General features: G+C 63.2%; 12 protein-coding genes. 10 read left to right on the top strand and 2 right to left on the bottom strand.

Features of this window, described 5'->3' with window-relative positions; all coding sequences use genetic code 11:
• Nucleotides 1-15 precede the first annotated feature (15 nt).
• From NKI08_RS23580 to NKI08_RS23565, 4 genes are all read left to right on the top strand, one after another.
• Entirely contained in the window at nt 16-1,926 is a 1,911-nt protein-coding gene (locus tag NKI08_RS23580) for an AAA family ATPase (RefSeq protein ID WP_352772537.1), read from the top strand.
• 198 nt (nt 1,927-2,124) lie between these two features.
• Nucleotides 2,125-3,423: a DUF6638 family protein gene (locus NKI08_RS23575; protein ID WP_352772534.1), complete on the top strand. Its 1,299-nt coding sequence runs from the start codon at nt 2,125-2,127 to the stop codon at nt 3,421-3,423.
• A 14-nt stretch (nt 3,424-3,437) separates the two neighbouring features.
• Nucleotides 3,438-4,562: a DUF2333 family protein gene (locus tag NKI08_RS23570; RefSeq protein ID WP_352450540.1), complete on the top strand. Its 1,125-nt coding sequence runs from the start codon at nt 3,438-3,440 to the stop codon at nt 4,560-4,562.
• A 307-nt stretch (nt 4,563-4,869) separates the two neighbouring features.
• A complete protein-coding gene (locus NKI08_RS23565; RefSeq protein WP_352772531.1) occupies nt 4,870-6,549 on the top strand; it encodes a formate--tetrahydrofolate ligase in 1,680 nt (559 codons plus the stop codon).
• 72 nt (nt 6,550-6,621) lie between these two features.
• Here NKI08_RS23565 and NKI08_RS23560 read toward each other — a convergent pair whose 3' ends face one another.
• Nucleotides 6,622-7,269 carry a cysteine hydrolase family protein gene (locus NKI08_RS23560; RefSeq protein WP_352450542.1) on the bottom strand — a complete coding sequence of 216 codons (648 nt, stop codon included), beginning with the start codon at nt 7,267-7,269 and terminating at the stop codon, nt 6,622-6,624.
• Nucleotides 7,270-7,397: 128 nt separating this feature from the next.
• Between NKI08_RS23560 and NKI08_RS23555 the strand changes: the two genes are divergently transcribed.
• The 3 genes from NKI08_RS23555 to NKI08_RS23545 all read left to right on the top strand — a co-directional run bounded on the left by NKI08_RS23555 (nt 7,398) and on the right by NKI08_RS23545 (nt 9,560).
• Nucleotides 7,398-8,387 (top strand): helix-turn-helix domain-containing protein, encoded by a 990-nt coding sequence (locus tag NKI08_RS23555; RefSeq protein ID WP_352772528.1) that lies wholly within the window; start codon nt 7,398-7,400, stop codon nt 8,385-8,387.
• Between the two features lie 187 nt (nt 8,388-8,574).
• Nucleotides 8,575-9,054, top strand: a complete 480-nt coding sequence (gene parS / locus NKI08_RS23550) for a type II RES/Xre toxin-antitoxin system antitoxin (RefSeq protein ID WP_502899662.1) — start codon at nt 8,575-8,577, stop codon at nt 9,052-9,054.
• On the top strand, nt 9,051-9,560 hold the full coding sequence (locus NKI08_RS23545; RefSeq protein ID WP_352772525.1) for an RES family NAD+ phosphorylase: 510 nt from the start codon (nt 9,051-9,053) through the stop codon (nt 9,558-9,560). Before parS ends, NKI08_RS23545 begins: the two co-directional genes overlap by 4 nt.
• 56 nt (nt 9,561-9,616) lie before the next feature.
• On the opposite strand, the gene NKI08_RS23540 is transcribed toward NKI08_RS23545, so the two are convergent.
• A complete protein-coding gene (locus NKI08_RS23540; protein ID WP_352772522.1) occupies nt 9,617-10,168 on the bottom strand; it encodes a sugar O-acetyltransferase in 552 nt (183 codons plus the stop codon).
• 147 nt (nt 10,169-10,315) lie between these two features.
• Between NKI08_RS23540 and NKI08_RS23535 the strand changes: the two genes are divergently transcribed.
• The 3 genes from NKI08_RS23535 (at nt 10,316) to NKI08_RS23525 (ending at nt 13,301) form a co-directional block, all read left to right on the top strand.
• Nucleotides 10,316-10,777: a DUF4126 domain-containing protein gene (locus tag NKI08_RS23535; RefSeq protein ID WP_352469707.1), complete on the top strand. Its 462-nt coding sequence runs from the start codon at nt 10,316-10,318 to the stop codon at nt 10,775-10,777.
• Nucleotides 10,774-12,150 (top strand): FAD-containing oxidoreductase, encoded by a 1,377-nt coding sequence (locus NKI08_RS23530; protein ID WP_352772519.1) that lies wholly within the window; start codon nt 10,774-10,776, stop codon nt 12,148-12,150. The genes NKI08_RS23535 and NKI08_RS23530 overlap by 4 nt, the downstream gene beginning before the upstream one ends.
• 101 nt (nt 12,151-12,251) lie before the next feature.
• Entirely contained in the window at nt 12,252-13,301 is a 1,050-nt protein-coding gene (locus NKI08_RS23525) for a M14 family metallopeptidase (protein WP_352772516.1), read from the top strand.
• Nucleotides 13,302-13,634: the final 333 nt, after the last annotated feature.

Raw genomic sequence — 13,634 nt, 5'->3', positions numbered from 1 at the left:
CGCGGAGCATCCTCCATGGACACCGGCCTGACCACCATCCCGGAAGCGGCAATTGAAAAGCACCGTGCCATTGCGCAAAGTTTCATCACCCGCATCGTCGTGCTGGAGGACCCATCGCGCGAGTCCGGCACCGCGCTTGCCGGCACCAACCGCCGCTTCGTCTCTACCGTCTCGGTCGGCTCGGTGCGCCGCACGCGCGAGGTCGAGCTCTCCAAAACCGTCGCCGCCGTCCATTCCGACGACCAGTTGCTGACCATCCCGCAGCACACGCTGTTGTTTCGCGCCCGGCGCGGCACAGCGATAGCGCTGGCCATATCGGATGTCTTCGCCGAGGGCTCGGACCTCGAAAGTCTGCAGGCGAAAAACGCCCGCTCGCCGCTCGAAGGCGATGAAGCTGCCACCTTCAAGAAGCTGCTGTCGGCCTCTGCCTACATCTCCGCCTTCAGCCTTGCCTCCTATTTGTTCCAGCTGATCGACAGCGACGGCGAGGCGCCGAACGACACGCCCGAGCCGGACTTTCTGTTCGACACGCCACAGGATGCGGTGAAGTCGATCGTGGCCGGGCTCGACAGGGCGATAGCAGGTTCGAAGGACGATGCCGACCTGATGACCCGCGCCCGCGCCTTTGCCCGCGTCGCCATCGACGGGCTGTTGGCGCGAAAGGGCCGCTTCGACGGCATCGGTCCGTTCGAGAACGCGCATATCCGCATCGACGTCGACGATTTTACCCTTGACGGCTTCGACGTCGCGCCGGGTAAGCGGGCAAAGCCGCTGGTGATGACCTTCAAAAAACCGGAAGAGGTCGTCGGCAACCACATCGCCAAATACCAGTCAGTCAAGCTTGCCAAGATGCTGATGGCCTACGACTTCGAGCGCGAGCTGAACCCGTTCGTCGAACTCGGCGGCTTCCTGTTCACCTTTATCGGCGATGGCGCTCCCGGCACCGGCAAGACAACCTTGATCCAGATGATCGCCGGTCTTCTTAATGGTTATTGCCAGGTCGCCGGCTATCCCTTCGCCTACGAGAATTTCGGCGTCGACCAGATCTCCTCCTACCAGGGCAAGTCGGGCCAGAACTGCCGCCAGTTCATCAACAATGTGCTGAACCCGCGCGTCATCGGCTTCGGCACCATCGACGATATCGACCAGGTCGCCGCACGCCGCTCAGACGACCGTGCCTCTGCCGGCCAGCAGGAAATCACCGGCGTCCTGATGGACGCCTTTGGAGGTGCGGCGACCGTGGTGCGCGGCAATTGCTCTTTCGGCATGTTTTCCAACTATCCCGAGAACGTCGACGACGCATTGCGCCAGCGCGCCGGCGCGCGCTGGCTGGTCGATGGCCCGCAGAGCCGCGACGACTACATCGACATTTTCGTCCTGCTCGCCGGCAAGAACCACAAGATCCCGCTCGGCGAGCACAAGCTCTACGCTGCCCAGGAAATCCAGCGCGCGGTGATGGAAGCCTACGAGGAACATGAAAAACCGCAGGAAGACGGGCTGATGAAGGTCTATGAGCGCTACATGAAGGAGAATGGCGCGCCAAAGACGATGGCCGACATCGGCACCTATCTGCACTTGATCAAGGATGCCGAGCCGCGCTTTACCGGCCGCGCCATCAAGAACGTCACCGATGCCATCAAGATGCGCGCCATGGACATCGAATTGCCCGACGAGTGGTTCGAAAAGCCAGAAGCCTTCATGCACAAGGGTTACGACGACAAGAAAGCCATGATCGAGGAGCTGCGCGGGCCATTCTCGATGGACATGGTCATGCAGGAGATCAACCGCTACGCGGATTCCGAATTCCGCTATTCCGACAAGTCCGATGATGCGGCGGTGACCAAGATGATCCGCGACACCCGTCTGCGGGAGCGTGCCGTGCGCGAGATCGAGGAGATGAAGAAAAAGGGGCTGTGGAATGCGTGAGATGCGCCGACGCCACCTTCTCCCCTTGTGGGAGAAGGTGGCGTCGAAGGCGACGGATGAGGGGTATTCGTCAAGCTGGAACACCCCTCATCCGACCGAGCTTCGCTCGGCCACCTTCTCCCACAAGGGGAGAAGGAGCGTTCGCGCCCCTCATCCGCCCTTCGGGCACCGTCTCCCCGTGAACGCGGAGAAGGAATAATGGCCAAGAAACCCGATCTGTTGCGCGACAACGAGCTGATCTACGGCCGGCTGCTGACGATCGACGAGCCGCACCTGATCCAGCGCTACAACAAGGCGATGGTCGCGTTCGGCTTAAAGCCGATCAAGCTGAAAAGCTTCGAGATCGATCGCACCGGCTTTTCGCCGCAGGTCGCCGAGGAATGCGGCGACTACAGCTACCTCGATCCGAACGAGGTCAACCGCCGCTTCATCATCCTGACGCCGTCGCAGATCGACCTGCCGGTGGTGCACACGGCGTTCTCCAACACCTCGCTGCTGATGTACGAGTTCATGTCCAAGAACCAGCGCGCCATCGATGCGCTGACGATCAAGGACGTCATCTACGGCGAGATCGAGGATTCGGTCCCCAAGGTCGACGACATCGAGGACCTGCTGTCGATCAACCAGGTCGAGTTCAAGGTGTTGTCGGCCGAGGATGTGCTCGGCAAGGCCGCCGAGCTCGGCAAGCTGGTCGACCGGCTGAAGCAGGAGCCGGATGCCTGGCGCGACAACGCCATGCTGGCCCACATGGTCGAGCTGGCGAAGATCTGCGGCGACATCCGCGAGAATGCGCTGGTGCCGGACCAGGTGATCTTCCGTCACAATGCCTATTGGACCAGCCATTTCGGCGGGCTCTATGTGTTCGTCGATCCCGACGTGACGACGGTGATCAGCGACCCGGCAGCGCCCGGTTTCCGCCGCTCGCGGCCGTGGCAGGTGAGTTACCTTTCGATCCACGATGCCGACAAGGTGTTCAAGTTCCTCGCCTCGACCGGCCGCATCGAGCTGCCGCGCGCCTCATGGATCGAAACCTCCGGTTATCTCGAGCATCGCGCCGAAATGGTGGTGCGCGCGCTGATCCGCGACGCCGATCCCGACCGCAATCTGACCGACGTCGACAAGGTCTGGCTGCAGACCTGGATCCACGGCCATACCGATCTGATCACCAGGGACGGCAATTTTCCCTTCCTCAACGCCGCCAAGCGCGAGATCGCCCAGCTCGGCCATCTCAAGATCGAGGACGTGTTCCCGCAGCAGCGCTTCCTGGTCATCCGCGCCAAGCCGGACCATGCCGACGCCTGGCTGACCAACCAGCTGATCTCGGACTTCGTGCCGCAGGACTTCGTTTCGCGTTACGTCTTCAACAAGCCGGGCTTCTACAGGGACTATGAGGGCTTCAGCGACGCCTGGCGATCGCATGTTGTGGACGTTCTGAAAACCACATATCTGAAGGACAAGGTGGCGTTTCGCACACGCCTCTACGGCTTGACTGACTGAGGGGTGACATCGCCATGCTTGATCCGATCGTGAGTTTCTTCACCCGGATTTTCCAGTGGATTGGCCGCGGCATCGGCCTGCTCATCGGCGCGATCCTGTGGCCGTTCCTGTGGGCGGGGCGCTGGTACACGCAACGCGGCTGGATCCTGAAGGCGGTGCTCGGCCTGGCTGTGCTCGTGCTGATCGGTCTCTATGTCAACTTCTTCTACGCCACCCAGTGGTGGAACAATTTCGACCCGAATTACGTCGACAAATACACCTTCGAAAAACGCAACAGCTCCGCCGGTGAACAGGTTTCCGCCGGCGCCGGCACCGACACGGCCAAGACCTGCGGAAATTCAGCCATTGCTCAGGTTGCGGCCGACCTGACCGACTTCAACGTCAACCAGAATGCCTGGGTGTCGTCGATGATTCTTTACAAGCTCGGCCTGTTCGGCATCGACTGGGACCACACGCCGTTCATGGACAACAAGGCTTCGTTCCAGCGCGGCATCAACCAGGCGGTGCGGCGTACGGCGACCGAGCTTGCCGATAATCTCGGCCGCGTCCGCACCACCTCGCAGATCGACGCCGACCTGCAGGATGCCCGCGGCAATCTGCAGTTCGACGAGGAAACCTGGTATTTCGGCTTGAACCCGTTCGGCCCCAAGACGCCGACGCCGAGCTACTATCGCGACGCGGTGCGCAAGCTGCGTTCCTTCAACGCCCGCCTCGCAGCCTGCCAGGCGACGTTCGATGCCCGCGCTGACAATCTCAAGCAGTATATCGACCGCATCTCGTCCGACATCGGTTCGACCTCGGCGATCCTCAAGGAGCGTGCCGAAAACCACAATAATGGCTGGTTCGACACTCGCGCCGACGACCGCTTCTGGTTCGCCTATGGCCAGCTCTATGCCTATTACGGGCTGATGAAGGGCGCACAGGCCGACTTCGAGGACGTCATCAAGGAAAAGCACCTGCAGAACCTGTGGGATACGATGGACGCGCAGTTCGTCTCGGCGCTGCGCATCCAGCCCTTCATCATCGCCAATGGCCGCGAGGACGGCTGGCTGTTGCCGACACATCTGACGACGATGGGTTTTTACATACTCAGGGTGCGCTCGAACATGGTCGAGATCAGCAACGTGCTGACGCAGTAGCGGATCGTCCCGCACAGCCGGCGCTGGTGAATTTGCGCCGTTGCTTCTGTCGCTTTTCGCGTATTACGCGGCTGTTTTGAGACGGCGGAACCGCGCCTGCTCTGGCTTCTATACGGCGCGGCAACCGGCGCGAAAAGAACCTGTAGCAGGGCAGCCGGCCGCAGAGGTATTTTCTTCGCAGGAAACATAGTTGCATGAAAGTTGACGCCGCGGCAGCGACAGGGGTAGAACATGCCCGCGCCTGCAATGCCGGGCTATTCTTGCGACCACACTAGTCAAATCCGTCCAATTCAGAGGGAAGTCGTCCATGGCCGAAGTGAAGTCCGACATCGAGATCGCGCGCGGCGCCAGGAAGAAGCAGATCCAGGAGATCGGCCAGAAGATCGGCATTCCGAGCGAACATCTTCTGCCCTACGGCCACGACAAGGCGAAGATCTCGGCCGAGTTCATCAAGTCGGTGAAGGGCAACAAGGATGGCAAGCTGATCCTCGTCACCGCCATCAACCCGACACCGGCCGGCGAAGGCAAGACGACGACGACGGTGGGCTTGGGCGATGGCCTCAACCGCATCGGCAAGAAGGCCATCGTCTGCATCCGTGAGGCTTCGCTCGGACCGAATTTCGGCGTCAAGGGCGGGGCCGCCGGCGGTGGCTACGCGCAGGTCGTGCCGATGGAGGACATGAACCTCCACTTCACCGGCGATTTCCACGCCATCACCACCGCCCATAACTTGCTGTCGGCGCTGATCGACAACCACATCTACTGGGGCAACGAGCTCGGCATCGACACCCGCCGCGTCGTCTGGCGCCGCGTCATGGACATGAACGACCGGTCGCTGCGCGAGATCATCTGTTCGCTCGGCGGCGTCGCCAACGGTTTCCCGCGCGAGGCCGGTTTCGACATCACAGTCGCCTCGGAAGTCATGGCCATCCTGTGCCTGTCGACCGACCTGAAGGACCTGGAAAGGCGCCTCGGCGACATCATCGTCGCCTATCGCCGCGACAAGTCGGCCGTCTATGCGCGCGACCTCAAGGCCGACGGCGCCATGGCCGTACTCTTGAAGGATGCCATGCAGCCCAATCTCGTGCAGACGCTGGAGAACAACCCGGCCTTCGTGCATGGCGGCCCCTTCGCCAACATCGCGCATGGCTGCAACTCCGTCGTTGCCACGACGACGGCGCTGAAGCTTGCCGACTACGTCGTCACCGAAGCCGGTTTCGGCGCCGATCTCGGTGCCGAAAAGTTCTTCGACATCAAATGCCGCAAGGCCGGCCTGAGGCCCGCCGCGGCGGTCATCGTCGCCACGGTTCGCGCCATGAAGATGAATGGCGGCGTCAAGAAGGAGGACCTCGGCAAGGAGAACGTCGAGGCGGTCAAGAAGGGATGTGCGAATCTCGGCCGCCACATCGAGAACATCCGCCAGTTCGGTGTGCCGGCTGTGGTCGCCATCAACCATTTCTACTCCGACACAGAGGCCGAGATCCAGGCGATGAAGGACTACGTCGCCTCGATGGGCGAAGAGGCGATCCTGTGCAAGCACTGGGCCCAGGGATCGGCCGGCATCGAGGAACTGGCCAAAAGAGTCGTGGCGTTGGCCGAATCCGGCGCGTCGCAATTCGCCCCGCTCTATCCCGACGCCATGCCGCTGTTCGAGAAGATCAACACCATCGTCCAGCGCATCTATCGCGGTTCCGAAGCGATCGCCGACAAATCGGTGCGCGACCAGCTCCACGCCTGGGAGCACGCCGGCTACGGTCATTTGCCGGTCTGCATGGCCAAGACGCAATATTCCTTCTCCACCGATCCGAATCTGCGCGGCGCGCCAACCGGCCACACCGTGCCGGTGCGCGAGGTCAGGCTGTCTGCCGGCGCCGGCTTCGTGGTCATCATCTGCGGCGAGGTGATGACCATGCCCGGCCTGCCCAAAGCGCCATCCTCGGAAAAGATTTTCCTGAACGAAATGGGCCAGATCGAAGGCCTGTTTTAGGGATAATCAATGCTCGAACGGCAAAGGGCGCCGCAACGCTGCGGCGCCCTTCTGCCTGTTCGCAACAGTCTCCTACGCCGCGCTTCGCGCCAGCGCGCGCTGGTTGGAGGCATAGGGTGTGTCGTGCTGGGGTACCACGCCGGTCTTCAGGCAATCGATCCACTCGGCGGTCTTGAGAACGGCCGCGAAGCGCGACTGCAATACGATCGTCACCACGCGATGGATTTCCTCCCCCGAAGCGTAGCCGGCGCTGTTGGCGTACGGCAACGACCCCGTTGCGTCCGACAGGAACTCCACCTCGAAGCCCATATGCACGGCGTGGATGACCGTCGACAGATCGCAATTGTGCGTCATGTAGCCGATGACCGTGACCGTATCGATAGAGTTGGCGCGCAGCCACTCCTCGAGGTCCGTGCCGGTGAAGGCGCTGGGCAAGTTCTTTTCGATGTAGTGGTCGCGGTTTCGCCTAGCGATTTCCGGGTGCAACTCGGCGCCATGGCTGCCCTTGGCGAAGACCGGTGAGGTTTCCGGCGCCAACTGTTTGATGACCACCACCTTGACGCCTGCCTCGGTGGCCGCATCCATCGCTCGCGCCACATTGACGACGCTGTCGCGGAACGGCGGATGCTGGATGGCGAGGTTGCCGCCGTCATAGTCGTTTTGAACATCGATGACGATGAGGGCGCGGCGTGGAGCTTTGCCTTTGGCTGGTTGCGACATGGGGTTTTCCTTTCCCGTTGGACATTGATGGGCGGACGATAAGCTCGGCACCGGATTGCAAAAAGTGTCCCGATTGACATTATTCGAAAGAATTGGGACAATCGGCCTCACCCGTTGCTGGAGCTCCCATGACCGATCCTGCCGTTGCCGCCATCGCCTTCGATGGCATCAGCCCGTTTCATCTCTCCGTGCCGTGTCTCGTGTTCGGCGCGGATCGCACGGAGCTCGGCCTGCCGCGCTTCGACTTCCGGGTCTGCGCGATTGAGGACGGGCCGATCCGCACCGATGCCGGGCTGACGATCAGCGTCCCGCACGGGCTTTCCGCGCTCGATGACGCCGACATCGTCATCGTGCCAAGCTGGAAGGATCTCGGGAGCTCGCCTCCAGCCGCATTGATCGACGCGTTGCTTGGCGCGCACGAGCGCGGCGCGCTGATCGTCGGACTGTGCTTGGGAACGTTCGCTGTTGCGGCGACCGGACTGCTTTCGGGGCGGCGAGCGGCGACGCACTGGGCCTACGCGGATCAACTGCAGGAACTCTATCCCGACATTCTCGTCGAACCGGAAGTGCTCTACATCGACAATGGCGATGTCGTGACATCCGCTGGCGTCGCCGCCGGGCTCGACTGCTGCCTGCACGTCGTACGGGCTCGTTACGGCGCCGAGGCGGCACTTCGCCTTGCCCGGCAGATCGTGCTTTCTCCGCACAGGCAGGGCGGGCAGGCGCAATTCATCGAACGTCCCATCGCCAGGACCGGCAATGCGGACCGCTTTACCCAGGCTCTCGAAGCGGTGCGAAAAACCCTGGGTGATCCGCACAGTCTGGACAGCGTTGCCGGTCTCGCTGGCCTCACCCGCCGGACGTTCACGCGCCGTTTCCAGAAAACGATCGGCACCAGTTTCGGCGACTGGCTGACCGACCAGCGCGTCCAGCTGGCGCAACGGCTGCTGGAAGCAACGGAAAAATCGATGGACACGGTTGCCTTCGAGGCCGGCTTCGGCAGCGCCACCTCGCTGCGCCAGCACTTCGCAGCGCGCCTCAGAACCTCGCCGGCGCAGTACCGGCGCGAATTCTCGAGGAGTGCTCAGGAGGAGCGCGTGGCGCAGATGCCGAGGTGAAATTCGGCTCGCGCTCGATTCCAGGGCAATCGCTTCAGTGCCGACGTTGGACTGCCAGCTGGCCCGAGTAGGCTATCTTTTCTCTCGAAGCGATTGCCCTGCTCTCGATCCTGTCGTGCTTGAAAGGCTCTGCGTCATCTGTCATATATTAAAGCGACAGATGACGCGAAGAGGGCTCGCCGTGGCGATGGCATTGGAAAAGGCTGCGCCAGCAGCAAAAAACAATGAACTTCAGAAGGTGGCGAGATTGCTAGGCGGCAGCCGCATTCTGGCAAGGCGCCTCAGCAGCGCTTTGGATGCCCACGAGTTGCTTCTGCACGGCCTGCCGGCTTCAGCGCTGGACCATCTTATCGGGCAACTCGTCTTCATCCAGAAGACCGATTCGCTGGGAAAGGCCGTCGGCATGAGCCTGCGCACCTACCAGCGCCGCAAGGATGCTCCGTCCAAGCCTCTCAATCAGGACCAGAGCGGACGAACCTGGAAGTTCGCGGAGATCCTGTCGAAAGCTACCGACGTGTTCGGTTCGCAGGCGGAGGCAGAGCAATGGCTGGAGCGCCCGGCGATTGGGCTCGACCAGCGTCGTCCAATCGACCTTCTGGCGACGCCGGCGGGGATCGAGCTTGTAGAAGACTATCTGGAACGGCTTGAATATGGCGTTTATGCATGACGCCGCTGCCGGCTGCGCTCGGTGGCTCCGACCTCATCGGATGGCGCCTCGATCAAGCCGCGTTTGCGTCTACATGGGATAGTGGCGAGGGCGCATACAGGGTGGGCGGACGCTGGAACAGCAAGGGCCTGCGCGCCGTCTACTGCTCGATCGATCCGTCGACAGCGATCCTCGAGGTTGCGGTCCATAAGGGCTTCAGGGCGCTCGACACGATAGCGCATGTCATGACGGCAGCGATCGTCAGCGATGTCGCGGATGTGCATATCGTCGACCCCGCCGCCGTGCCCAACCCCAAGTGGTTGCGCCCGGGCATTCCGAGCTCCGGGCAACAGGCGTTTGGCGACGATCTTCTGCAACGGCACCGGTTCGTTGTGATTCCGAGCGCCGTATCGCAGCATAGCTGGAACCTGATCTTCGACGCGAGCCTCGCCAGAGGGGCATACGCCATGAAGACCCAGGAGGCGTTTGCACTCGACACACGGTTGCATCCACCTCCGGCCAAGTGACACAGCCGCCCATGGCCATCAGAACGAGGACGTGACCGGCGACAGAAGCACGGTGCTCAGCTGACTACGCGTGCCGGATTGCCGACCACCGTGGTGTTCGCCGCCACGTCGCGCGTCACCACAGCACCGGCGCCGACGATAGCGCCATCGCCGATCCTGACCCCGCCGAGGATGATGGCACTGCCGCCGATCCAGGCATTGTCGCCGATCTCGACCGGCCTGGCGATCTCCAGCCCTGCCCGTCGCCCGGCAGCCTCCTTGTGGTGCTCGGCGCAATAGATCTGCACATTGGGGCCGAGCAGCGTTCCCTTGCCGATTCGCACTGGCGCCGTATCGAGAATGATGCAGCCGGCATTGAGAAAAACGCGGTCGCCGAGAAAGATGTTGACGCCATAAGCGCAGTGGAACTGCGCCTCGATCCGGGCGCCCTCGCCCGCAGCGCCGAGCAGCGTCCGCAATCCAGGCCCGATGTCGCGACGCTGCCGGGGCGGCAGGCTGTTGTGCTCGAACACCGCGTCCCGCGCCGTGATACGCAACGCCTCCAGTTCCGGATCAAGGCAGCAATACCACTCGCCCGCCGCCATTTTCATGCGTTCGCTTCCGGCCATGGCTGCAACTCCAGTTTCAACTTTGCCAAAGCACAAGTGGTGAAAATACGGAAGCGCCAGCGGCGACACCACCTCTGGTCAAATACCGGACCTATGGTAGCTTGCTCTCTCGGACCTGTCCCAAGCCGGCCATCGAGGGGATCAATCATGCTGTACATTTTTGCACTCCTGATTGGCATCGTTGCCGGGCTTCGCGCCATAACCGCGCCCGCCGCCGTCGCCTGGGGCGCCTGGCTTGGCTGGTTGCCGGTCGCGGACACGTGGGCGAGCTTCATGGGCCACTGGATCGCCGTCGGCATCTTCACCATCCTGGCCATCGCCGAACTGGTCACCGACCAGCTGCCCTCGGCGCCGAGCCGCAAGGTGCCGCAGCAATTCGGCACGCGCATCGTCTTGGGCGCTTTCACCGGCGCGGTGATCGGCGCGACCGGCGGTGCCACCATCGGCGGCCTGATCGCCGGCGCCATCGGCGCGGTGATCGGCACGCTGGGCGGCGCCGAGGCGCGCAAGCGCCTCGCCACCGCCTTCGGCAAGGACCCGCCCGCCGCCTTCATCGAGGACGCGGTGGCGATCGTCGGCGGGCTTCTGATCGTGGCGGCGGCGGCATGACGGCAAAGACATTCGACGCCATCATCGTCGGTGCCGGGCAGGCCGGCCCACCGCTCGCCGGCAGGCTGAATGCGGCCGGCATGAGCGTGGCGCTGATCGAGCGAAAGCTGGTCGGCGGCACTTGCGTCAACACCGGCTGCACGCCGACCAAAACGATGGTGGCAAGCGCCTATGCCGTGCATCTCGCCCGCTCCGCCGCGGATTACGGGGTGACGCTATCCGGTCCCGTCGGCGTAAACTACAAGGCGATCAAGGCGCGCAAGGACAAGGTCTCGAACGACGCCCGCGGCAATCTCGAAGACTGGATTGCCGGCATGGACAAATGCACGCTCTATCGCGGCCATGCGCGCTTCGTAAGCGCCAACACGGTGGGCGTCGGCGACGATCTGCTGAGCGCCGAAAAGATATTCCTCAACACCGGCGGGCGCGCCTCGGTGCCCGACCTGCCCGGCATCGACGGCATCTCTTACCTGACCAATTCCTCGATGATGGATCTCGACGTGCTGCCGCGCCATCTCATCGTCGTCGGCGGCAGCTATGTCTCGCTCGAATTCGCGCAGATGTTCCGCCGCTTCGGTTCCGAAGTCACGGTCATCGAAAAAAGCCCGCGTCTGATCGGTCGCGAGGACGAGGATGTCTCGGACGCCATTTTGTCGATCCTCGAAAACGAAGCCATTGCCGTCCATCTCGGCGCCGACGACATCCGCTTCGCCAGGCGAGGCAACGAAATCGCCGTGACCTTCTCGCCAGGCAAGGCGGCTGCGGTCGGCTCGCATGTGCTGCTGGCGCTCGGCCGCACGCCAAACACCGACGATCTCGGCCTCGACAAAGCCGGCGTCGAGGTCGACAAACGCGGCTTCATCGTCGTCGACGACCAGTTGCGCACCAGCGTGCCCGGCATCTGGGCGATGGGCGACTGCAACGGCAAGGGCGCCTTCACCCACACCTCGTACAACGATTACGAGATCGTCGCCGCCAACCTGCTCGACAACGATCCGCGCAAGGTCAGCGACCGCATCGAGGCCTATGCGCTCTATATCGACCCACCACTCGGCCGCTGCGGCATGACCGAAGCCGCGGTAAGGAAATCCGGCCGCCGCGCCCTGGTCGGCCAGCGGCCAATGACCCGCGTCAGCCGTGCAGTCGAAAAAGGCGAGACGCAAGGCTTCATGAAGATCCTGGTCGATGCCGACACCAGGGTGATCCTCGGCTGTTCGGTGCTCGGCCCGGGCGGCGACGAGGCGGTGCACTGCGTGCTCGACCTGATGTATGCCAAGGCGCCGGTCAGCACGCTGGCGCGCGCCGTGCACATCCACCCGAACGTCTCGGAGCTTCTGCCGACCATCGCCCAGGAACTCAAGCCGCTGGTGTGACGGCCGGGTAGAATCTTGCGCCCATAGCGGCAGCGGCTGGACCAATCGACAGCCCAGCGGCAAAAGGGCATGTGTTCCGCCTCTTCTCCCGGAGCCATCCCATGCAGAAGTCCATCGAACGCGTCGCCGGCGACAGCGAAGGCGTTTCCTACGAATTCCCCGTCTTCCGCTTCGCCGGAACGGACAAGACGGCGCCTTCCGCCTATCTGCAGGCCGCACTTCATGCCGGCGAATTGCCGGGTGTCGTCGCCATCGACACGCTGATGCCGATGCTCAGCAAGGCGGAAGCCGAAGGCCGCATCACCGGCAACATGACCATCGTGCCCTGGGCCAATCCGATCGGCCGCGCGCAATATCTCTACGGCGACCATCAGGGCCGCTTCCATCTGGGCACGCGCACCAATTTCAACCGTGGCTTTCCGCGGCTCGCCGCGCCCGACCTCACGCTGCTGCCGGCGCACGGCACGGTCGACCAGCGGCTGAAGACGCGGCTGCTGCAGCTCTCCATCGGCCACGACATCGTGCTCGACCTGCATTGCGACGATGAAGGCCTCGCCTATCTCTACGTCCACACCAGCCTGTGGCCGGCCATGGCGGATTGTGCAGCGGCCATGGGCGTCGATGCGGTGATGCTGTGGGACGAAGATCCCGACGGCACCTTCGAAGGCGCTTCGATCATGCCGTATCAGAACGTCCCGGCCGACGTGGCGCGCCTCGACCGGCGCGTCGCCGCCACCGTCGAATATCGCGGCATACTCGATGTCGACGGCGCCCTCGCCGGCGCCGATGCCGAAGGGCTCTATCGGCTGCTGGTGGCGCGCGGCGTCATCCAGGATCAGGCGCTGCCCGCGCCTGGCAGCTTCGTTGGGCTCGTCGCGCCGCTCGAAAACATCGAGATGATGCCGGCGCCCCGCTCGGGCGCGATCCTCTACGACGTGAAGCCGGGCGACCGCGTTACCAAGGGTGCGCGCCTTGCCACCATCGTCCACGCGCCCGGCGAGCCCGACGGCCGCACGGAAGTGTTGGCGCCGCAGGCGGGCCTCATCCTGACGCGGCGTTCCCGCCGCATCATTCGCGCCGGCGAAGACCTCTTGAAGCTGGTCGGCGACGGGACGAGCGCCGATGCAAGGTCGGGAACGCTGGAGGACTGACGCACCCCGCCAGGCTACCCCGAAATCGCCTGTCGCGCCTTGGCCTCCAGCCATTCGGCCATCTGCCGGTACGGCACCGGACCATGGCTCACGCGGGCGACGCCGAGTTCGGCAAGCCTCTGGCGCGGCGGCACATGCGCCAGGGCAACGCAGAGTCTAGGCAGGACTGCCGGTCTTGGCCATGTGCTGGGTTGCGAAAGCGGCAGCCACCCCACAGACTTTCAAACCTGTTGCGCATACCGCTTTTCGCGGCTATGGATTTCGCCATGAATATGCGTTCGATCAAGACCATTTGGTGGTGGGCTCGCTGACAGCGGCCTGTTCGAACGCGTT

This window comes from Mesorhizobium sp. M0768, assembly GCF_040320195.1.
GTDB lineage: Bacteria > Pseudomonadota > Alphaproteobacteria > Rhizobiales > Rhizobiaceae > Mesorhizobium.
The sequence above is the reverse complement of the archived record's forward strand: the minus strand, read 5'-3'. Positions and strand labels throughout refer to the sequence as shown.

Excerpts from the sequence above, each read along its gene's own strand:
- NKI08_RS23580 (WP_352772537.1), top strand. The coding sequence starts at position 16 with ATGGACACCGGCCTGACCACCATCCCGGAAGCGGCAATTGAAAAGCAC.
- NKI08_RS23575 (WP_352772534.1), top strand. The coding sequence starts at position 2,125 with ATGGCCAAGAAACCCGATCTGTTGCGCGACAACGAGCTGATCTACGGC.
- NKI08_RS23570 (WP_352450540.1), top strand. The coding sequence starts at position 3,438 with ATGCTTGATCCGATCGTGAGTTTCTTCACCCGGATTTTCCAGTGGATT.
- NKI08_RS23565 (WP_352772531.1), top strand. The coding sequence starts at position 4,870 with ATGGCCGAAGTGAAGTCCGACATCGAGATCGCGCGCGGCGCCAGGAAG.
- NKI08_RS23560 (WP_352450542.1), bottom strand. The coding sequence starts at position 7,269 with ATGTCGCAACCAGCCAAAGGCAAAGCTCCACGCCGCGCCCTCATCGTC.
- NKI08_RS23555 (WP_352772528.1), top strand. The coding sequence starts at position 7,398 with ATGACCGATCCTGCCGTTGCCGCCATCGCCTTCGATGGCATCAGCCCG.
- parS (WP_502899662.1), top strand. The coding sequence starts at position 8,575 with ATGGCATTGGAAAAGGCTGCGCCAGCAGCAAAAAACAATGAACTTCAG.
- NKI08_RS23545 (WP_352772525.1), top strand. The coding sequence starts at position 9,051 with ATGACGCCGCTGCCGGCTGCGCTCGGTGGCTCCGACCTCATCGGATGG.
- NKI08_RS23540 (WP_352772522.1), bottom strand. The coding sequence starts at position 10,168 with ATGGCCGGAAGCGAACGCATGAAAATGGCGGCGGGCGAGTGGTATTGC.
- NKI08_RS23535 (WP_352469707.1), top strand. The coding sequence starts at position 10,316 with ATGCTGTACATTTTTGCACTCCTGATTGGCATCGTTGCCGGGCTTCGC.
- NKI08_RS23530 (WP_352772519.1), top strand. The coding sequence starts at position 10,774 with ATGACGGCAAAGACATTCGACGCCATCATCGTCGGTGCCGGGCAGGCC.
- NKI08_RS23525 (WP_352772516.1), top strand. The coding sequence starts at position 12,252 with ATGCAGAAGTCCATCGAACGCGTCGCCGGCGACAGCGAAGGCGTTTCC.